The organism is Conexibacter sp. CPCC 206217 (genome assembly GCF_030646165.1).
GTDB lineage: Bacteria > Actinomycetota > Thermoleophilia > Solirubrobacterales > Solirubrobacteraceae > Conexibacter.
The window spans coordinates 257463-277649 of the sequence record NZ_JAUTDO010000005.1; the positions used below are offsets into that span (position 1 = coordinate 257463).

Below are 20187 nucleotides of genomic sequence, written 5' to 3' on the forward strand. Positions count from 1 at the left end.
GCGGATCACGCCGTTTCTTAGCTGCTTCTTTGGTGCGGTCCCCACACTGGGCCGCGATGAGCGCACGCAGACGTGCCAGCCGCGGCTGGACCACCTACGCCCTCGCAGCTGCCTGCCTCGCGGCGATCGCCGCGGCGATCCTCGTCGTCGGGCCGTCGGACGCGGCCGACGGCGGCAGCGGCGAGCGGCTCGTGACGGTCGCGCGCGGGACCGTCCAGGAAACGGTCTCCGGCAGCGGCTCCGTCGCGGCCGCCAAGCAGCTCGAGCTCGACTTCGAGGACGGCGGCACGCTGCAGAAGGTCTACGTCAAGCCCGGCGAGCACGTCGCCGAAGGCCAGCTGCTCGCCCAGCTCGACCCGACCGACGCCCAGGACGCGCTCGACGACGCCGAGGAGGCGCTCGCCGAGGCCGAGTCGGGCGGCTCGTCGAACACGACGGCGGCATACGCGCCCTCGTCGGGCGGCACCGGCGCCGGCTCGTTCGCCGTGGCGGCGAGCGCCGATCCGGCGGGCGCGACGCCCAGCTACGCGACGATCGCCGACGACGAAGGCGGGGCGGAGCCGGAGACGACGACCACGCCCGCGCCCACGACCACCACGCCGGCGCCCGAGGAGAGCACGCCACCGACGACCACGACGAACCCAGCGTCGCCTCCGACCACGACCACGCCGCAGACGACCACGACCCCGGCGCCGCCCTCCGCGACGACGACGACGCCGCAGGCGCCGAGCGGCGCCGGTGGGTCCGGTGCCGGCAGCGGCAGCGGGGCGGGCGCGACGGGTGGCGACGGGGCGGGCCGCGGGACGGAGACGGGTGGCGGGACGAGCGGACCCGCCGGCAGCGGCGCGGCCGCTGGCGGAGCGAACGGCGGCGGAGCGGTTGGCGGCGGAGCGAGCGGCGGGTCGTCCGGCGGCGGCGCGTCCAGCGCGGCGTCGCTCGACGAGCTGCAGGACGCGGTCGACGCGGCGGAGAAGGCGCTCGCGGCGACGAAGCTGCGCGCGCCGATGGCGGGGACGGTCGCGTCGGTCGGCGCGTCGGCCGGTGAGGACGTGAGCGGTGGGGCGTCGAGCGCGGCGAGCGGTTCAGGCTCCGGTTCAGGCGCGTCGACCGCGTCCAGCGGCACGAGCGCGGGTGCCGGTGGCGCGGCGGCCGGCGGCAGCTCCGGCGGCTCGTCCGGATCGACCGGCGACGCCTTCATCGTGCTCGTCGACCTCGACGCGATGAACCTCGTCGTGCCGTTCAGCGAGTCGGACGTCGGCAAGGTCAGACGCGGTCAGTCGGCGACGGTCACCGTGAACGCGCTGCCGGACGAGCAGCTCGCCGCGCATGTGGTCTCCGTCGCGACGCTGCCGAGCACCAACGACGGCGTCGTCAGCTACGACGTCACGCTGCGGCTCGATCAGCTCGCCGACGGGCTGAAGTCGGGCATGACGGCCTCCGCGAGCGTCGTCGTCGACCAGGCCGACAACGTGTTGAACGTCAGCAGCTCCGCGGTCAGCGGGCGCGGCTCGACCGGGACCGTGACGCTCGCGGACGGCGACGAGCGCGAGCAGCGGCGCGTCACGACCGGCATCGTCGGCGACAGCACGACGCAGATCCTCGACGGTCTCAGAGCCGGCGACCAGCTCGTCGTCGCCGCCCCGCCGACCTCGACCGCGGGCGCCGCCGGCGGCGTCGCGTCGCAGCTCGGCGGCGCGAGAGCCGGTGGCGCCGCGTTCGGAGGCGGCGGGGCGGCTGGCGTCGGCGGAGGCGGTGGACTGGTGCTGCGCGGCGGCCCGCCCGCTGGCGGGGGAGGGCGACCGTGACCCGCCCCGTCATCGCCGTCGACGACGTCGCCAAGTCCTATGCGATGGGCGACGTCACCGTCCATGCGCTCCGCGGGGTCTCGCTGCGGATCGAGCGCGGGGAGTTCGTCGCGATCATGGGCAGCTCGGGCAGCGGCAAGTCGACGCTGATGAACATCCTCGGCTGCCTCGACATGCCGACGCGCGGGCGCTATCTGCTCGACGGGATCGACGTGCGCCGCTACGACGACGACGATCTGGCCGACATCCGCAACCGCAAGATCGGCTTCGTCTTCCAGTCGTTCAACCTCGTCCCGCGCACGCGCGCGCTCGCCAACGTCGAGCTGCCGCTCGCCTACGCCGGCGTCGGCCGCGCCGAGCGCCGCCGCCGCGCGACGCGCGCGCTGCGGGCGGTCGGGATGGGCGATCGGCTCGATCATCTGCCGTCGGAGCTGTCCGGCGGACAGCAGCAGCGCGTCGCGGTCGCGCGCGCGATCGTCGCGAGCCCGCCGCTGCTGCTCGCCGACGAGCCGACCGGCAACCTCGACACGCGCTCGACCGACGACGTGCTCGCGATCTTCGCCGCGCTCAGCGCGCAGGGCCGCACGATCGTGCTGATCACGCACGAGACCGAGGTCGCCGAGCGCGCCCGCCGCGTGATCCGCCTGATCGACGGTCGCGTCGTCGAGGATCGACGGCTGGACGGCGGCCCGCCGAGTCCCGTGCCGGCCGGCCGTGCGCCGGCCGGCGCGGACCTGCCCGCGGCTGACCGGAGCGCCGCCGCGTGATCGGCGCCGAGACGATGCGGATCGCGATCGGCGGGATCCTCGCGAACAAGCTCCGCTCGGGGCTGACGATCCTCGGCCTGACGATCGGCGTCGCCTCCGTGATCGTCCTGATCGCGGTCGGCAACGGCTCCTCCAAGCAGGTCGCGGCGCAGATCGAGGCGCTCGGATCCAACGTCCTGCTGGTGATGCCGGGCGGCGCGCGCGGCGGCTCCGGCGCCTCGAACGCGGCCACGAAGCCGCTCACGACCGCCGACGCCGACGGGCTCAGAGATCCCGAGCTGGCGCCCGCGGTGCGGAGCGCCTCGCCGACCGTCAACGCGAGCGCGACGATCGTCAGCGGCGCGACGAGCTATTCGCCGGCTTCGTTCGTCGGCACGACGCCGCCCTACGCCCAGGCGCGCGACTACGAGCTGGCGCAGGGCGAGTTCTTCACCGCCGCCGACGTGAGAGATCGCGAGCGCGTCGTCGTGCTCGGGCAGACCGTCGTCGACAACCTCGGCGCCGGCGTCGGCGAGACGGTGCAGATCGGCGGCGCCGACTTCCGCGTCGTCGGGATCCTCGCGTCGAAGGGCGCCAGCGGGATGCAGGATCAGGACGACGTCGCGCTCGCGCCGCTGACGGCGGTGCAGGACACGCTGACCGGCTACGGCGACGTCGACGCGATCACCGTGCAGGCGAGATCGCGCGGCCAGCTCGACGCGGCGCAGGCGCAGGTGACCGCGATCCTCGACGAGCGCCACAAGGTCAGCGCCGCCGCCGGCTCGGACTTCCAGGTGATCAACCAGGGCTCGATCCTCGAGGCGTCGAGCGAGACGAGCGGCGTCTTCACGACGCTGCTGGCGCAGGTCGCGGCGATCTCGCTGCTGGTCGGCGGGATCGGCGTGATGAACATCATGCTCGTGTCGGTCACCGAGCGCACGCGCGAGATCGGCATCCGCAAGGCGATCGGCGCGCGCCGCGGCGACATCCTCTCGCAGTTCCTCGTCGAGGCGGTGCTGGTCTCGCTGCTGGGCGGGATCTGCGGCGTGCTGCTGGGGATCGCCGCCACGCGCTTGCGCATCTCCGGCATCGCCCCCGTGATCGCGCCTTACTCGATTCCGCTCGCGTTCGGCGCGGCGATCGCGACCGGCCTCTTCTTCGGCACCTACCCCGCCAGCCGCGCAGCCCGCCTGCGCCCGATCGAGGCGCTGCGCTTCGAATGAGGAGCTCACGCTGATGACGACCGAGACGCAACGCGACGACCCGACGCTGGTCGACGACGGCTGGGACGAGACGCCGCTCCCGCCGCCGCGCCCGCGCCGCCGCCTGACCCCGCTGAGCGCCGCGCTGCTGGCGATCCTGCTGCTGGCCGGCGGCTTCGTCGGCGGCGTGCTGGTGCAGAAGCACGCGGACGCGGACGAGCCGGCCGCGGGACTGGCGGCCGGGTTCCCGGGCGCGTTCGCCGCAGCGGGCGCCGGAGCGGGCGCCGCAGCGGCGAGCGCTGGCGGGGCGGGCGGCTCTGCGGCCGGCGGAGCCGGCGCGGCCGGCGCCGACGCGCCGGCTGGAGCAAGCGGGGCCGCCCCGACGACCGGCGAAGTCGTGACGGTGAAGGGCGACACGCTCTACGTCAGAGACAGCTCCGGCAACACCGTGAAGGTGAAGGCCGCAAAGGGCGCGACCGTCACGCGCACGGTCGACAGCAAGCCGCGCCAGATCCGCCCCGGCGAGCAGGTCGTGGTGCAGGGGACGAACAGAGGCGGGACCGTGACGGCGACGTCGATCACGGCCGGCAGAGCCGGCGCCGGTCTCGCCGCGCTCGGCGGCGGCCTGATGCGCGGCGCCGGCGCGGGCGGCGGCGCCGCGGCCGGCACGACGGGCTCCAGAGCCGCCGGCGGCGACGCCGTCGACCAGCTCTTCAACGACGACACGGACGGGACGAGATGACGATCAGATCAGCCGGCCGCCTGCTCGTCGCCGGCCTCGCGGCGGTTGCCGTCGCGCTGGCGCTGGCGGCATGCGGCAGCTCCTCCGACGACGGGGAGAGCGGCGGCGCCACCGCGACGACGCCGTCGGCCGCGGGCGGCAGAGACCGCGCCGCGCTCGCCGCCTGCATGAGAGAGCAGGGCGTCGAGCTGCCGACCCCGCCGGCCGGCGCGCCGAGAGACGGCCCGCGCATCATGGGCGGCTTCGGCAGAGACCTCTCAGACGCCGAGCGCAGCAGACTGCAGGCGGCGCTCGAGAAGTGCGGCGGCAGATTCATGCGCGCTGGTCCGGGCGGCGCAGGTGGCAGAGCCGGCGCGCCGTCGGCCGCGGCGCTGCAGAGATTCGTCGCGTGCGTGCGCAGAAACGGCTACGACCTGCCCGACCCGAACACCTCTGGCGACGGCCCCGCGTTCGACGACAGCACGGTCGATCGCGACGACCCGGCGTTCATCAGAGCGAGCAGAGCCTGTCAGCAGCTGCTGCAGCCGGCGGGCTGAGGGCGTCAGACTCTCTCGACGGCGGCGACGCCGTCGCGTAGGCCCTCGCGGCAACCCGCGCAAGCACGCGTGCAAGGTCAGTCGATCTGCGCAACGCCGCAACTCGGAGCGCGCCGCGCAGTTGTAGACGACGTACGCCAACGACCAATTACGGAGGTCTTCAATGCGGCGATTCGCTGCACTTGGCGTCGTGAGTCTTGCGCTGTTCGCGGGCACTGGCACGCTCGCCACCAACGCGCTGGCAGCAGGCGCGCCCACCGTGGCGACCGGCACGACGTCCAACATCGGTGACACCAGAGCGACGCTCGGCGGCACCGTCAACGCGCAGGGTTCCGAGACGAGCTTCGCGTTCCAGTACGGGACGACGACGAACTACGGACGGCAGACCAGACTCACGTCCGCGGGCGCGGACTCGACCGACAGAGCGGTCAGCGCCGACGTCACCGACCTGGTCGGAGGCACCGACTACCACTACCGCGTGATCGCGACCAACGCGAGCGGCACGACGGTCGGCGCCGACCAGGCGTTCAGAACGACCGGCAACGCGCCGGCTCCGGCGCCGAGACCGGTCGCGACGACGGGCACCGCCGTGACGTCGATCGCGGCCGCGACGGTGAACGGCACCGTCAATCCGCAGGGTCGTCCCGCTTCGTACTACTTCGAGTTCGGCGAGACGACCAACTACGGCAACCAGACCGCCCCGCAGAACGCCGGCAGCGGCACCACGCCGGTGTCCGTCCAGGGCGGGCTGTCAGGGCTCAGAACCGACACCACCTACCACTACCGCCTCGTCGCGGTCGGTCCCGGCAACGCGATCTCGACCGGTGCCGACGCGACGTTCGCGACCGGCGGCGCGGGCTCCACCATCCTGTCGTTCTTCGGTCAGACCTCGTTCACCGACCAGAACGGCGTCGGCGGCGTCTTCCTCGGCTGCTTCGGCGCAGTCGCCTGCAGAGGCGACATGACGCTCGAGCGCAGCGGCAAGTCGATCGGCGTGCGCAACGGCTACACGATCAGAGAGAACTTCGGCGGGATCGTGCACATCACGCTGACCGACCTCGGCAAGAGACTGCTGCGCGCGCGCGGCACGATGAACGTCAAGACGACGGTCGTCAACGTCAACGGCCAGAGAGTCACCGGGACGACCAAGCTCGTCCGCTACTCGACAAACGGACTCAAGGGCTGACGCCGGACTGTCGATGATCTACAGGTCGGTGGACCTCGTTCTCGTGACGTAGGTCCGCTGAGTGGCCCCGCCCCGGCTTGGCGAATTGTCGGGGCGGGGCCGCCTTTGGTTTTGGGGCACCGGCCCCACCGGCCCTTGACGCGAGGTGTGTGTGAGTGCATACTCACACCTATGGCCACCGCGACGCGACAGCTCTCCACCGCCGCAGAACGCCGCGAGGCGCTGATCGAGGCGGCCACGGAGGTGTTCGCCGAGCGCGGCTTCCACGGCACGCCGACGACGGCGATCGCGAAGGCCGCCGGGATCTCGCAGGCGTATCTGTTCCGGCTCTTCCCGACCAAGGAGGAGCTGTACGTCGCAGCCGTCGAGCGCTGCTACGAGCGGCTGGCCGCCACGATGCGCGCCGGCGCCGCGAACGCTGCGAAGGCGGGCATTCCGGCGCTGGAGGGGATGGGCCTCGCGTACATGGAGCTGGTGCGGGACCGCACGACGCTCCGCGGCACGCTGCACGTCTTCGCGGCCGCCTCGGGTGGCGACCCGGTGATCCAGGAGGCCGCGCGCAGCGGCTACGGGATGCTGTTCGAGGTCGTCAAGCAGCTCAGCGGCGCCGACGACGAGAAGCTGCGCGACTTCTTCGCGCACGGGATGCTGATCACGGTCCTGGCGGGCATGGACGCGCCGTCCGTCGACGCCGACTGGGCACGCTCGCTGCTCGGCGGCGACCTCAGCGACTGCGTCGCGTAGCGGGTCGTCGGCCGCATTTTTTTTCACCCACGAGTGAGTGACTGATTACACACATGGCACACGATCGGAAGGGAGCCGCCGCATGAGCCGCTCAGCACAGATCTGGACCTCGATCGTGACGAGCCTCGCGCTCTTCATGGTCACGCTCGACAACCTCGTCGTGACGACCGCGCTGCCGTCGATCCGCGTCGACCTCGATGCATCGCTGGCGTCGCTCGGCTGGACCGTCAACGCCTACACGCTCTCGTTCGCGGTGCTGCTGCTGCCGGCCGCCGCGCTCGGCGACCGGCTCGGGCGCCGGCGCGTCTTCAGCGCCGGCCTCGCACTCTTCACGCTCGCCTCGGCGGCCGCCGCGCTCGCGCCCGACGCAAGCGCGCTGATCGCCGCCCGCGCCGTCCAGGGCGCCGGTGCAGCCGCCGTCCTGCCGCTCTCGCTGACGCTCCTGTCGGAGGCGTTCCCCGCCGGCAAGCGCGGCCTCGCGCTCGGGATCTGGTCCGGCGTCAGCGGCCTCGGCGTCGCACTCGGCCCGCTCGCGGGCGGCGCGGTCGTGGAGGGCATCTCGTGGCACTGGATCTTCTGGCTCAACGTGCCGGTCGGGCTCGTGCTCGTGCCGCTCGCGATGCTGCGGCTGCGCGAGTCGCGCGGCGCCGCCCGCCGCCTCGACCTGCCGGGTCTCGGGCTCGCCGGACTCGGCCTCTTCGGCGTCGTCTTCGGGATCGTGCGGGCGGAGGCGCTCGGCTGGACCAGCGCCGCCGTGCTCGGGACGATGATCGCCGGCCTGCTGCTGCTGGCCGCGTTCGTGGCCTGGGAGCTGCGCACGCCGCAGCCGATGCTGCCGATGCGGTTCTTCAAGAGCCGCGCGTTCACCGCCACCAGCGGCGTCTCGCTGTCGATGTTCTTCGGCGTCTTCGGCTCGATCTTCCTGCTCGCGCAGTTCTTCCAGACGGCTCAGGGCTACTCGCCGCTGGAGGCCGGGCTGCGGACGCTGCCGTGGACGGGCACGACGATGCTGATCGCGCCGCTGGCGGGGATCCTGTCCGACAGGATCGGCTCGCGGCCGCTGATGGCGGCCGGCCTGGCGCTGCAGGCCGGCGCGCTGGCGTGGCTGGCCGCCGTCTCGACGCCGGACGTCGCCTACGCCTCGCTGCTGGTCCCGTTCGTGATGGCCGGCGCGGGCATGGCGCTCGTCTTCGCCCCGGCGGCCAACGCGGTCCTCTCGTCGGTCCGCACGAGCGAGGCCGGCCAGGCCTCCGGCGCGACCAACACGATCCGCGAGATCGGCGGCGCGCTCGGCGTATCCGTCCTCTCGACGGTCTTCGCCGGCGCCGGCTCCTACGCCTCGCCGCAGGCCTTCACCGACGGCCTCACCGCCGCCCTCTGGGTCGGCGCCGCCGTCCTGGCAGCCGGCGTCGTCGCGGCCCTCTTCGTCCCCGGCCACCGCAGCCAGGTCGCCGCCGCGGAGCGGATCGCGATCGAGGACCGCGAGGAGCTGGAGCAGGCCGAGGCGGCGCGGGCAAGCGGCGGTGCGCCGACGCCGGCCGGCGCGACTCCCGCCGGACCCGTGCTCGCCTGAGCAGGCCAGCGTCGAAACGGCGTGCGGGGCGGGCCGGCGCCCGTCCCGCACGCGCAGTTCTTCAGCTGCGCGTGACCGTCAGCGGGGCGCCGAAGGCGCGGGCGAAGAGGTCGCCCTGGCGCTCGGCGCCCCATTCGGCGACGACGGTGTCGCCCTCGGCGTCGAGTTCGAGGACGACGCCGCCGCCGGCGTCTTCGGCGCGGCGCAGGCGGGCGGTGTGGACGACCTGGTCGCGGTTGCGCTCGAGCTGCTCGGCGATCCGCAGCAGCGCGGCGCCGCGCAGCAGCAGCTCCTCGTCGCCCGGCTCGCACAGCGCCGCGGCCGCGCCGAGCTGGGGCGACCCCTTGCGGTGGTAGCGCGCCATCAGGGCGATCAGCGCGACCTCGCGCGGTGTGAAGCCGGGCAGGCCGGAGCCGAGGATCAGGTAGCTGGAGTGCTTGTGGTGGTCGTCGTAGTCGACCGCCATGCCGACGTCGTGCAGCAGCGCGGCCGCCTCGACCAGCTCCGGCTCGCCGGGGGCCGGCAGACCCGCGCCCGGCAGCGCGTCGACGAGCTGGTCCGCCAGCTCGGCGATGTGCTCGGCGTGGACGAGGTCGACGCCGTGCTGGCGCGCGAGATTGATCACGCTCGCTCTGCGCACGTCGGGCACGATCGGCGGATCCTCGGGCGCCAGTTGGCCGGCGAGGAAGATCCCCTCGCGCAGGCCGGCCTCGATCACCTCGATGCCCGGCGCACCGGTCGCCTCCAGCACCGCCCGCAGCACGATCGCGCCGCCGAGGATCACCTCGGCGCGGCCGCGCTTGATGCCCGGCACGCGCTCGCGGTCCTCCGGCGCGCGCTCCGCCAACTGCGCGATCAGCTCGTCGAGCGCGGCCGGCGTCAGGACGAAGCCCTGGACGCTGTCGAGCGGCAGCTCCTGCGCGCGGATCGCGGCCGCGGCGAGGTTGCGCAGCGCGCCGCCGATCCCGACGAGGTGCTCGCGCCCGGCCGTCGCGACCCACGGCTCGCTCCTCAGCTGTGTCAGCGCGTGCTCGCGCAGCGCCGCCATCTCGGCCGGGTCGGCGGGGCCGTCCACATGCTTCAGGAAGCGCTCGGTCGTGCGGACCGCGCCGAGCTGCCACGAGACGCACTCGATCGCCTGGCGCGCCTCGACGGCCACCAGCTCCATCGAGCCGCCGCCGATGTCGAGCACGATGCCGTCCTGCAGCGCCGTCGAGTTGGCCGCGGCGACGTAGGAGAACCACGCCTCGTCACGCTGCGACAGGATCCTGATCGGCAGGCCCGTGGCGCGCCGCGCGCGCTGGACGAACTCCTCGCCGTTGGGCGCGTCGCGGATCGCGCTCGTGCCGACGGCCTCTATCTGGTCGGTTCTGATCCCGTTCGTCGCGCAGAAGGCGGCGAAGACGCGCAGCGTCTCCAGCGCGTGCGCCATCCGCTGCGGCGCCAGCTCGCCGTCGGGCCCGAGGTCGCCGCCGAGCCGGACCATCTCCGACAGCTCGTCGGTGCGCTTCCACCAGCCGCTCTCGCCGACCGAGAAGACCACAAGCCTGAAGCTGTTGGAGCCGAGGTCGATCACGGCCGTGCGCCGCACGACACCGCGCGCGCCCTCTCGCGGCGAGGCGATCACGCTTCGACGTGCTCGGCGCGCGCGAGGTGCATGCGCATCAGCTCGGCCTGCACGTCGTGACGCTCCTCGCCCGGCTGCACGCGGCGGTGCGACCACGTGCCGTCGGCGTGCAGGTCCCATGCGTTCTCGGTGTCCGCGAGGCAGCGCTCCAGCGCGTCGAGCACGTCGCCGCGGGCGGCGGCGTCGACGACCGGCACGACCAGCTCCACGCGCGAGTCGAGGTTGCGCGGCATCAGGTCGGCGGAGCCCATGAAGACGGACGTCTCACCGCCACGCTGGAAGGCGTAGATGCGCGAGTGCTCGAGGAAGCGGCCGACGATCGACACGACGCGGATGTTCTCGGACACGCCGGACACACCGGGCCGCAGGCAGCAGGCGCCGCGCACGTTCAGCTCGACCTGGACGCCGGCCTGCGAGGCGCGGTACAGCGCGCGGATGCAGGCCGGGTCGACGAGCGAGTTCATCTTCATCGCGATCCGGCCCGGCTGTTCGGGCGTGTGCGTCGCGATCGTCAGGTCGATCTGCTCGATGATCCTGTCGCGCAGGTTGATCGGCGCGACCAGCACGTGCTCGAATCCCTCCGGCTTCGAGTAGCCGGTCAGCTGGTTGAACAGCTCCGCGATCTCGGCGGTGATCTCGTCGTTGGCGGTGAAGAGGCCGAAGTCCGTGTACAGGTGGGCGGTGCCGGCGTGGTAGTTGCCGGTGCCGATGTGCGCGTAGTGCTTGACGCCGTTGCCTTCGCGGCGCACGACGAGGACCGCCTTCGCGTGCGTCTTGAGACCGGGCATGCCGAACGTGACGTGGACGCCCGCCTGCTCCAGCGCGCGCGCCCAGGTGATGTTCTGGCGCTCGTCGAAGCGCGCCTTCAGCTCGACCAGGCCGACCGCCTGCTTGCCGCGCTCGGCGGCGCGGATCAGCGCCGGCACCAGTGGCGAGTCGTCGCTGGTGCGGTAGACGGTCTGCTTGATCGCCAGCACCTTCGGATCCGACACGGCCTGCTTGACGAACTGCTCGACGGTCGCGAACGAGTCGTACGGATGGTGCACCAGCAGGTCGCGTTCGCGGATCTGCGAGAAGAGGCTCTTCTGCTTGCCCTCCTCGACGAACTCGGGCGGCATCACGGGCGTCCACGGCGCGTCGCGCAGCTCGCGCAGGCCGGGCAGCTTGGCGATCTGCCACAGGTCGGCGTAGTCCAGCAGCCCGTCGAGCTCGTAGACGTCGCTGTCCTCGATCCCGAGGTCGGTCGTCAGGCGCGTCAGCAGCAGCGGGTCGATCCCGGTGCTGACCTCCAGCCGCACGACTTCGCCGAAGCGCCGCCGGCGCAGCTCGGCCTCGACCGCCTCGAGCAGGTCGTCGGCCTCGTCGGAGACGGTGAAGTCGGCGTCGCGCGTGACGCGGAAGACGGCGTGGGAGACGATCTCCATGCCGCGGAAGAGCTGGTCCAGGTGCGCTGCGATGACCGTCTCCATCGGCACCAGCGTGCGGGCGCGCTCGCCGATCTGGAGGAAGCGCGGCAGCCCCTCCTTCGGCACCTTCACGCGCGCGAAGCGGGTCTGGTCGGCCTCCGGGTCGCGCACCAGCACGGCCAGCGACAGCGACAGGTTGGAGATGTAGGGGAACGGCTGGGCGGGGCCGACGGCCAGCGGCGTCAGCGCGGGGAAGACCTCGCGCTCGAAGCGCACGTCGACCTGCTCGCGCTCGTCCGCGTCGAGCTGCTCGTAGTCGAGGATGCGGATGCCGTGCTCGGCGAGCGCCGGCAGCAGCGTCTGCTGGAACAGCGTCGACTGGCGCACGCTGAGCTCGCGCACGCGCCGCGCGATCTCCTCAAGCAGCTCCGGCGGCGGCATCCCGTCGGCGCTCGTCGCCTCGATCCCGGCGTCGACCTTCTCGTGCACGCCCGCGACGCGGACCATGTACCACTCGTCGAGGTTGGAGCTGTAGATCGCGCTGAACTTGACGCGCTCCAGCAGCGGCTGGTGACTGTCCTCGGCCAGTTGCAGCACGCGCTCGTTGAAGTCCAGCCACGACAGCTCGCGGTTGATGAAGTGCGCGGGGTCGGCGGTCTCGACCGTCTTGGAGGCGTCGGCGGGCTTCAGCCGCTCGATCGCCTCGGCCAGCGGCTGCAGCAGCGGCAGGTCGGGGTAGGCGTCGCGCAGTTGCGCGAGCGTCGCCTGGTAGTGGCGCAGCTTCTCGGGGCGCAGGCGCCCGCCGGCGGCGCGCGTGGCGCGCGCGAGCTTGTCCGCCGCCATCACGGCGGCGACGTCCTTGCCTGCCGCGATCCCGCGCGCGCGCAGCTCCGCCTTGCGCTCGCCGTAGCTCTCCAGCTCGGGTCGCTCCGTCAGCGCCTCGACGCGACGGGCGATCTCCTCGCCCATCCGGTCGGCGATCACGCTGCGATCGACGCCGGTGTCCTCGATCACGTCGTGCAGGATGGCGGTCGCGATCGTGGCGTCGTCGCCGCCCGCGTCATGCAGGAGCCGGGCGGTGATCGCAGCGTGCTCGACGTCGGCGGCGATGTTGCCGCCGCCCTTCGCACGGTATGTCTCGAGCGCGAGCGCCCATGCGTTCGCGATCGTGTCCGAGTTGCGAGCGAACGCTGGCAGCTCACTGGTCGTCGCGGCAGGCCCTGCGGTCGATGACATGGCAACGATTGTGGGCGTTGCGCGCCCGGCTCCTGTTATCGGCGTGTGAACGAGTTGTCGCCAGTCAGCCTATCTGTCGCGGTGCAGCACGGACTTCAGCTTGTCGGCGGCTTCGTCCACCTTCTCCTTGATGCCGCCCTCGGCCTTGTCGACGCGGCCCTCGTTCTTCAGGTCGTCGTCGCCGGTCAGCTCGCCGGCAGCCTTCTTGACGCTGCCCTTCGTCTTGTCGATCGATCCGTCGTCGGCCATTTCGCTCCTCCTTAGGTACGTGTGGATCCTGTGGAGAGTGGCCTGCCCGTTGAGGCCTGCAACTACGCGCGCTCAGCGCCCCGAACTGTGAGAGAGCACACACAAGTGCCGCACGGGGCTCAAAGTGGTTGACGAAGCAATGATCCCGACGTACAATACCTAGCGTAACAGTAGGTATTGAAAGGACCCCGAGACGAATACGAAGGTTGACATGAAGACGTCCGGAACTGCACAGCACGAAACCCACGACACCACGTTCGACCCGCTCCAGCTGCTCATGCGCGAGGCGCGCAACTGGCCGCTGCTGACGCCGGCCGAGGAGATCGAGCTCGCGAGACGCATCGAGCGCGGCGACCTCTCGGCGAAGGAGCGGATGGTCAACTCCAACCTGCGCCTCGTGATGTCGATCGCCCGCCACTATCAGGGCCAGGGGCTCGGCATGGGCGATCTCGTGCAGGAGGGGACGCTCGGGCTCATCCGCGCGGTCGAGAAGTTCGACTGGCGCAAGGGCTTCCGCTTCTCCACCTATGCGACGCTCTGGATCCGCCAGTCGATCCAGCGCGGCCTCGAGAACACCGGGCGCACGATCCGCCTCCCCGTCCACGTCGGCCAGCGTGCCCGCAAGGTCGCACGCGTGCGCCGCGAGCTGACGGCGAGATTCGGTCGCGACGCGACGGACGAGGAGATCGCGGAGGTCGCGAGACTCCCGCTCGAGCAGGTCATCGAGGCCGGCAGAGCCGACCGCGAGCCGACCAGCCTCGACGCACCCGTCGGCGAGGACGGCGACACCGCCCTCGGAGCGCTGATCAAGACCGACACGCCCGAGCCGGACGAGGAAGTCGCCGACACGCTCCGCCACGAGACGGTGCAGAAGGCGATCGAAGAGCTGCCCGACAACGAGAAGACCGTCATCCACCTCCGCTTCGGCACCGCCGGCGAGCCGCCGCAGACGCTGACGCAGATCGGCAGACGCCTCGGCGTCAGCTCCTCGCGCGCACGCGAGATCGAGGAGCAGGCCCTGCGCCGCCTCTCTCGCGAGGCCTCGCTGTCCGCGCTGCGCGAAGCCGCGTAGTGCCACCAGCCTGCAAGACCACCACCACGACCGACCCCCCGGACCACTCCTCTCCCAGCCCCCCCGCAGCACCGCGACCGCGCTCCACGAAGCGCGGTCGCGCTCGTTGAGGGCATGATCCGGTGATGTCGTCCGAGGTCACCGTCCTCGTCGAGCCGTACGACACGCCCGACGGCGAGTTGCTGCGCGCCGAGATGGTCGCCGCCCAGGTCGGCGCAGCCAACTCGGTCTGCTTCGCGCGCGGACTGGGCTGAGCAGCGGCGCTTTCGGTACCGCGGCGGTTCGGAAGCTGCCGGTGGGCGCCGCTCAGGCCGCGCCGGCCGGTTCTGGCAGCTGCGGGAGCGGCTCCGGTCTTGCCTCGCTCGACGCCCCGACGATCGCGCCGCCGGGGCAGCTCTCGCAGCGGACCTCGCGGCGCGGGTCGCGGATGCCGGCGAGCGAGACGAGGCCGCCGAGGATCGCGAGCGCGCCGGCGAGGCCGACGGCGACGTGGAAGCCGCTCAGCGAGGCGTCGGCGAGCGCCGTCTCGACCGTCGCGCGCTCGGCCGCCGGGGTCCCGGGCGCGCGGTCGGTCAGCCGCAGCTTGCGCGCTCTGTCGACGGCGACCTGCGCGGACGGCGACAGCGGCGGATGCGACGCCAGCTCGGAGTCGAGCTTGTCGCTCGCGGCCGCGGCGACGGCGGCGCTCGCGATCGCGATCGCGACGAGCCCGGCCACGCGCGCGACCGCGTTGTTGACGCCTGACGCGATGCCCGCGTGCTCGACGCCGGCCGAGCCCAGCACGGTCGCGGTCAGCGGCGCGACCGTCATCGACAGGCCGAGGCCGAACAGCAGGATCCCCGGCAGCACCTCGGTCAGGTAGTCGGGCGTCGTGGTGACGCGCAGCAGCAACAGCAGCCCGGCGCCTGCGACGAGCGGTCCGTAGCCCATGAAGCGGCGCGGCCCATATCTGTCGGCGAGCGCGCCGAAGCGCTTGGAGAGCGTGAACATGATCAGCGTCACGGGCAGCATCGCGGCGCCCGCGGCGACCGGCGAGAAGCCGCCCACCTGCTGCAGGAACAGCACGAGGAAGAGCGACATGATGCTGAGGCCGGCGTAGAGCGAGAAGGTCGCGAGGTTGCCGACGGAGAAGTTGCGCGTGCGGAACATCGACAGCGGCAGCATCGGCGCCCGCGCGCGTCCCTCCCACCAGACGAACGCCGCCAGCAGCGCGAGGCCGGCGAGCAGCGGGATCGCGACGCGCGGGTCAGACCAGCCGTACGTCGGCTGCTCGGTCAGCGCGAAGACCGGGCCCGCGAGCCCGAGCGCGCACAGCGCGGCGCCGAGCCAGTCGATCGGGACGCCCGGCTCGCGGTGGCCCTCCGGCGCATGTCTCAGCAGCCACAGCGTCACCAGCACCGGCACGACGTTGATCGCGAAGATCCAGCGCCACGAGACGACCTCCAGCAGCAGGCCGCCGCCGAGCGGGCCGATCACGGTCGCGATCCCCGTCCAGGCGGTCCAGCTGCCGATCGCGGCGCCGCGCTCGGACTCCGGGAACGTGTCCATGATCAGCGCGAGCGTGCTCGGCACCAGCAGCGCGCCGGCGATCCCCTGCAGGGCGCGGGCGAAGATCAGCAGCTCGGTCGTCGGGGCGACCGCGCATATCAGCGAGCAGACTCCGAAGCCCGCGACGCCGACGGCGAACACGCGGCGGCGCCCGAGCAGATCGCCGAGCGAGCCGCCGAGCAGGATCAGCGAGCCGAGCGTCAGCAGGTACGCCTCGACGATCCAGGTCTGCGCCGAGAGGCCGCTGTCGAGGCCCGTGGCGATCGCCGGCAGCGCGACGTTGACGACCGTGCCGTCGAGGAACACGACGGCGGAGCCGAGGATGCAGGCCATCAGGGTCCAGCGCTTCGCCGCCGCCGAGATCGGCGCCGCGTCGCCGGGGCCGGGGGCGGCTGCTGACGCGCCAACACTCGCTTCGCTGCTCACCGGGTCACGGTAGCGCCATGCCACACGGGGCGGGCGACGTTGCGCACACCGGGCGGCCCGGCGACGCTCCAATGCGTCACAAGTTCGCATTCGTGACGAAACCATTGCGCGGTTCTGCCGTTGATAGAGATAGATGCAAAGAGGCTTTGTCGATCTTCACGTCCACCTGCTGCCAGGCGTCGACGACGGTCCCCGCGACCTCGACGCGACGCTGGAGCTGGCCGGGCTCGAGGTCGCGGACGGGATCGTGACCGCGACCGCGACCCCGCACGTCGCGTCGCTCGACGTCGCGGAGATCCCCGCGCGCGTCGCGGAGGTCAACGCGGCGCTGCGCGACGCGGGCATCCCGCTGACGGTCGAGGGCGGGGGAGAGCTGGCCGCGCGCGGCGCGGCGCGGCTGTCCGCCGACGAGCTGGAGCTGATCGCCCACGGCCCGGCCGGCGCGCGCTGGATCCTGCTGGAGGCGCCGCTGGACGGCTCGATCGCGATATTGCACAGCGCCGCCGACACGCTGCGCGACGCCGGCTACGGCGTCGTGCTCGCACATCCCGAGCGCTGCCATCCGCTGTTCGAGCGGGAGATGCAGGGGCTGCGGCGCGAGCTGGAGCTCGGCTCGCTCGCGCAGGTCAGCTCCTCCTCGCTGCTGGGGCTGCACGGGATAAGAGCGCGCCGCAACGCCGTGCGCCTGCTCGCGGGCGGCCACGCGGGGCTGATGGCGTCCGACGCGCACGGCCGTCGCCGGCCGCCGTCGATGACGGCCGCGCTGGCCGCCGCGTGCGAGCTGGGACTGGATCCGCTGGAGGCGCGCGCGCTGTGCGCCGAGCGTCCGCGCGCGCTGCTGATCGAGGGGCTGTGCCCGTGCGGTCAGGCGTCCGACGGCGCCGCGCCCGCGAACGGCGCCGCCCCCGATGCCGGCGGCGGCTACGTCGCCGGCAGGGACGTGTCGGTCGTGCGCAGGGTCGCGCCGGGCGCTGCGGCGCCGTCGCTGACGTCGCGCTGATCCGCCGCGCCGGCGCTCGCGCCCGCGCGGCGTCTTCTCAGCACCGGCACCGTCTGCGCCGCCAGCGCGGTCCCGATCCCCAGCAGCGCCCACGTCAGCGGGTCCTCCAGGAACGCGGCGTACAGCAGCGTGTGGACGATCAGCGCGACGAAGGCGGCGGCGACGAACGCGCGCTGCGGGGTCGTCGCGGCACCGCGCAGCAGGCGCGCGAAGGCCGCCGCCAGCAGCGCCAGGTAGGCGAGCACGCCGACGATCCCCTGCTCGGAGGCGACCGTGATCGGGATCGTGTGCGAGGTCGCGGCCGCGTCGCCGCCCTCGCGCCCATGGCTGGAGCGGTACTCGACCTCGAACGCGCCGGAGCCGAAGCCCTGCAGCGGCCGGTCGACGAACAGGCTGCCGCCGCTGGTGACGAGGCCGGAGCGGCCGCTGGTGGAGGCGTCGAGGTTGTCGAGGTCGACGCCGAACGTGCTCGGCGAGGCGAGCACGGCGGCGCCCGCGACGACCACGACGACGAGCACCGGCAGCAGCGTCCGCCGTACGCCCCACTGCAGCACCGCGAGCGTCGCGAGGCCGACCAGCAGCGCCAGCAGGCTCGACTGCGACAGCGTCAGCACGAGCCCCGCCCACAGCGCCGCGAGCACGACCGAGCCGCCGATCAGCAGCTCTCTGCGGCGCGCGTGCAGCATCGTGGCGGCGACCGCGAGCATCGCGACGACGAGGAAGCGGCCGTAGATGTTGGGGTCGAAGAAGACCGAGTTGGTGCGGAAGTAGGTGTGCAGCTCGTTGGAGGCGATCAGCTTCGGGTTGAGGAAGATGTGCTTGGTCGCGTACTCGACGTAGCCGATCCCGGAGAAGACGAGCGCGAGCCCGACGAGCACGCCGAAGCACCAGCGCAGCAGCCGCGGCGTCCACTCGATCTGCGCCAGCAACACGAACAGCAGCGCGAACGGGACGTAGAAGAACGCGATCTGCTGCAGCGCCTTCTCGAAGTCGGCCGAGTAGGTCGCCTGCACGCCGTAGAGCACGACGAACAGCGCCAGCAGCCGCTCCAGCCAGCCGGGCTCCCACGTGCGCGCGGGCTGCGGCGCCTCGGGGTCGGCGCGCAGTGCGGGCACGACGAAGGCGAGCGCGCCGGCGGCGACGACGAGGTAGAGCGGCACGAGCAGGTTGGAGGTCGTGCCGCCGACCTCCAGCGGGATCCGGAACGGCAGCGCCGCGACGGCGAGCACCGGCAGCAGCAGCGGCTTGCGCGCCATCAGCGCGGCCAGCAGCGAGAGCGCGCCGAGGCCGACCACGGCCGCGACCAGCGCCGGGCCGGCATGGTCGCGCACGACCTCCAACTGCGGCGAGTCCCAGATGTCGGAGACGAGCAGCACGGGCGCCAGCAGCAACGCGCCGGCCATCGCGAGCGCGCGCGTGCGGACGGAGCGCGCGACGAGTGCGCACGCTACGAGCAGGACGGCTGCGACGGCGCCGGCCTCGGGCGCCGGACCCGCCAGCGCGAAGGGGACCGCGAGCATGGGGCGCCGGAGTCTAGAGGTCCGCGCAGCGCCGGCCTGCACGCGAGCGTGCGGTCGACGCGCCTCCCGATCCTCTAGCCTGTCCTGTTCATGCTTCGCCGTGCGTTCAAGGCCCCTGCGCTCGTCGCTGCCCTCATCCTCACCCTCGCGCTCGCCGCCTGCGGCTCCAGCGGCACCAACGTCGGCGGCGGCAACGACGCCCCCGAGACCGGTGCCGGCACGCGTCAGGCAACCGCGTTCGATCCCCGTGACGAACCGCTCGGCTGCTTCCGGGGCAAGGGTGTCGAGGCGACGAAGGACGACCGCTACCGCGAGCGGATCAACATCATGCCCGCGACGTCCGGCGCCTACGTGACCTTCGCCGCGACGCTCCAGGACGCTCTCAGCCGTCAGCTGCGCAACGAGTCGGACGCCGTCGGCGCCGAGGCGATCGGCCCCGCGCTGTTCACCGTCGGCGACCTCGACGACAGCGTCGCCGGCAAGGTCGAGGACTGCCTCGACGCGCGGGGCGTCAGATACTGATGACGCAGCTGCAGAAGCGCATCCTGATCGGCGTCGTCTGGCTGATTCCGATCGTCTGCGTCGTCTGGTGGGCGAGCAAGCAGGAGGCGCCGACGCTGCCGTCGGACGCCGGTGGGATCCTTGCGCTCGTCGGGGCGCTCGCGCTCTACGGCGTCGCGACGCTGATGCGCGCCGAGCGCTGGGAGCGGATCCTGCGCCGCGCCGGCGTGAAGGCCAAGCGCGCGGACGTGTACGCGCTGACGCCGATCGGCTACATGGGCAACAACGTGCTGCCCGCGCGCGGCGGCGAGCTGCTGCGCACGTTCCTGCTCGGCGCGAGAGCGCCGGACGCGACCAAGCGCACGATCCTCGGCACGATCCTCGCCGAGCGCGTGCTCGACGCGGTCGCGCTCGGGATCATCCTCGTCGTCCTCGCCTCCAACCTGCTGAGCGAGCTGCCGGCGCCGAGCACGACGCTGCTGCTGGCCGGCGCGGTGGTGCTGGTGCTGCTGCTGATCGCGCTCGCGGTCGCGCTGCTGAAGTACCGCGAGCGGCTCTTCTTCGTGCTCGAGTCGCTGAAGCCGATGCTGCAGCCGACGAGACAGCTGCTCAGCAGCCACGGCATCACGCTGCTGGTGCTGTCGCTCGTCGTCTGGTGCGTCGAGGCGAGCGTCTACATCGCCGTCGGCCACGCCGTCGGCATCGAGCTGGGGCTGCAGGACGGGCTCGCGGTGGTCGCGTTCACGAACGCCGCCGCGCTGATCCCCGCCGCGCCCGGCTACATCGGCACCTACGACGCGGCCGTGATCTTCGCGGTGAATGCGGTGTCAACCGCCTCCAGAAGCGCCGTCCTGTCGTACCTGATCCTGCTGCGCTTCGTCCTCTTCGTGCCGATCACGATCGTCGGCTTCGTCGTCCTCGTCGCCCGCTACGGTGGTCTCTCACGCGTGAAGGCCGCGCGCGAGGCGGCCCGTGTCGAAGAGCGGCTCGAGCACGAAGCCGCCGCGGCCGCGCGCACCGACACGCACGCGGAAACCGCCGCGACGACCGCGTGAAGCCGCACCTCTC

Annotated in this window: 18 protein-coding genes; 13 read left to right on the plus strand and 5 right to left on the minus strand. The window is 72.6% G+C overall.

What is annotated here, in order from left to right; translation table 11 throughout:
- The first annotated feature begins 56 nt into the window (after positions 1 to 56).
- From Q7L65_RS15330 to Q7L65_RS15365, 8 genes are all read left to right on the plus strand, one after another.
- A complete protein-coding gene (locus tag Q7L65_RS15330) occupies positions 57 to 1805 on the plus strand; it encodes an efflux RND transporter periplasmic adaptor subunit (RefSeq protein WP_304722352.1) in 1749 nt (582 codons plus the stop codon).
- Positions 1802 to 2572, plus strand: coding sequence for an ABC transporter ATP-binding protein (locus Q7L65_RS15335; RefSeq protein ID WP_304722354.1), 771 nt, complete (start codon positions 1802 to 1804; stop codon positions 2570 to 2572). The genes Q7L65_RS15330 and Q7L65_RS15335 overlap by 4 nt, the downstream gene beginning before the upstream one ends.
- 14 nt (positions 2573 to 2586) lie before the next feature.
- Positions 2587 to 3774, plus strand: coding sequence for an ABC transporter permease (locus Q7L65_RS15340; protein ID WP_370552578.1), 1188 nt, complete (start codon positions 2587 to 2589; stop codon positions 3772 to 3774).
- Between the two features lie 13 nt (positions 3775 to 3787).
- The gene (locus Q7L65_RS15345) at positions 3788 to 4495 is read left to right on the plus strand and encodes a hypothetical protein (RefSeq protein ID WP_304722356.1); all 708 of its coding nucleotides are present in this window, start codon (positions 3788 to 3790) and stop codon (positions 4493 to 4495) included.
- The gene (locus tag Q7L65_RS15350; protein ID WP_304722357.1) at positions 4492 to 5031 is read left to right on the plus strand and encodes a hypothetical protein; all 540 of its coding nucleotides are present in this window, start codon (positions 4492 to 4494) and stop codon (positions 5029 to 5031) included. The genes Q7L65_RS15345 and Q7L65_RS15350 overlap by 4 nt, the downstream gene beginning before the upstream one ends.
- Positions 5032 to 5221: 190 nt before the next feature.
- Positions 5222 to 6217 (plus strand): hypothetical protein, encoded by a 996-nt coding sequence (locus Q7L65_RS15355; RefSeq protein WP_304722358.1) that lies wholly within the window; start codon positions 5222 to 5224, stop codon positions 6215 to 6217.
- A 171-nt stretch (positions 6218 to 6388) separates the two neighbouring features.
- Positions 6389 to 6961: a TetR/AcrR family transcriptional regulator gene (locus Q7L65_RS15360; RefSeq protein ID WP_304722359.1), complete on the plus strand. Its 573-nt coding sequence runs from the start codon at positions 6389 to 6391 to the stop codon at positions 6959 to 6961.
- An 82-nt stretch (positions 6962 to 7043) separates the two neighbouring features.
- Positions 7044 to 8534 carry a DHA2 family efflux MFS transporter permease subunit gene (locus Q7L65_RS15365; protein WP_304722360.1) on the plus strand — a complete coding sequence of 497 codons (1491 nt, stop codon included), beginning with the start codon at positions 7044 to 7046 and terminating at the stop codon, positions 8532 to 8534.
- 61 nt (positions 8535 to 8595) lie between these two features.
- On the opposite strand, the gene Q7L65_RS15370 is transcribed toward Q7L65_RS15365, so the two are convergent.
- The 3 genes from Q7L65_RS15370 to Q7L65_RS15380 form a co-directional block, all read right to left on the minus strand.
- Positions 8596 to 10161 carry a Ppx/GppA phosphatase family protein gene (locus Q7L65_RS15370; RefSeq protein ID WP_304722361.1) on the minus strand — a complete coding sequence of 522 codons (1566 nt, stop codon included), beginning with the start codon at positions 10159 to 10161 and terminating at the stop codon, positions 8596 to 8598.
- Positions 10158 to 12803 (minus strand): polyphosphate kinase 1, encoded by a 2646-nt coding sequence (ppk1, locus tag Q7L65_RS15375; protein ID WP_304722362.1) that lies wholly within the window; start codon positions 12801 to 12803, stop codon positions 10158 to 10160. Before ppk1 ends, Q7L65_RS15370 begins: the two co-directional genes overlap by 4 nt.
- 69 nt (positions 12804 to 12872) lie before the next feature.
- Complete coding sequence (locus Q7L65_RS15380) at positions 12873 to 13052, minus strand: CsbD family protein (RefSeq protein WP_304722363.1); 180 nt, start codon at positions 13050 to 13052, stop codon at positions 12873 to 12875.
- A 211-nt stretch (positions 13053 to 13263) separates the two neighbouring features.
- Between Q7L65_RS15380 and Q7L65_RS15385 the strand changes: the two genes are divergently transcribed.
- Positions 13264 to 14124: an RNA polymerase sigma factor RpoD/SigA gene (locus Q7L65_RS15385; protein WP_304722364.1), complete on the plus strand. Its 861-nt coding sequence runs from the start codon at positions 13264 to 13266 to the stop codon at positions 14122 to 14124.
- A gap of 125 nt (positions 14125 to 14249) precedes the next feature.
- Positions 14250 to 14378, plus strand: coding sequence for a hypothetical protein (locus Q7L65_RS15390; protein WP_304722365.1), 129 nt, complete (start codon positions 14250 to 14252; stop codon positions 14376 to 14378).
- Positions 14379 to 14430: 52 nt separating this feature from the next.
- Here Q7L65_RS15390 and Q7L65_RS15395 read toward each other — a convergent pair whose 3' ends face one another.
- Entirely contained in the window at positions 14431 to 16098 is a 1668-nt protein-coding gene (locus Q7L65_RS15395) for an MFS transporter (RefSeq protein ID WP_304722366.1), read from the minus strand.
- 133 nt (positions 16099 to 16231) lie between these two features.
- On the opposite strand from Q7L65_RS15395, the gene Q7L65_RS15400 reads away from it, so the two are divergent.
- A complete protein-coding gene (locus Q7L65_RS15400; RefSeq protein ID WP_304722367.1) occupies positions 16232 to 17098 on the plus strand; it encodes a CpsB/CapC family capsule biosynthesis tyrosine phosphatase in 867 nt (288 codons plus the stop codon).
- Here the strand turns inward: Q7L65_RS15400 and Q7L65_RS15405 are convergent.
- Complete coding sequence (locus tag Q7L65_RS15405) at positions 17020 to 18618, minus strand: O-antigen ligase (RefSeq protein ID WP_304722368.1); 1599 nt, start codon at positions 18616 to 18618, stop codon at positions 17020 to 17022. The genes Q7L65_RS15400 and Q7L65_RS15405 overlap by 79 nt on opposite strands.
- A gap of 90 nt (positions 18619 to 18708) precedes the next feature.
- Between Q7L65_RS15405 and Q7L65_RS15410 the strand changes: the two genes are divergently transcribed.
- Together Q7L65_RS15410 and Q7L65_RS15415 are read left to right on the plus strand one after the other, a co-directional pair.
- Positions 18709 to 19140, plus strand: coding sequence for a hypothetical protein (locus Q7L65_RS15410; protein WP_304722369.1), 432 nt, complete (start codon positions 18709 to 18711; stop codon positions 19138 to 19140).
- Entirely contained in the window at positions 19140 to 20174 is a 1035-nt protein-coding gene (locus Q7L65_RS15415; protein ID WP_304722370.1) for a lysylphosphatidylglycerol synthase transmembrane domain-containing protein, read from the plus strand. Before Q7L65_RS15410 ends, Q7L65_RS15415 begins: the two co-directional genes overlap by 1 nt.
- Positions 20175 to 20187: the final 13 nt, after the last annotated feature.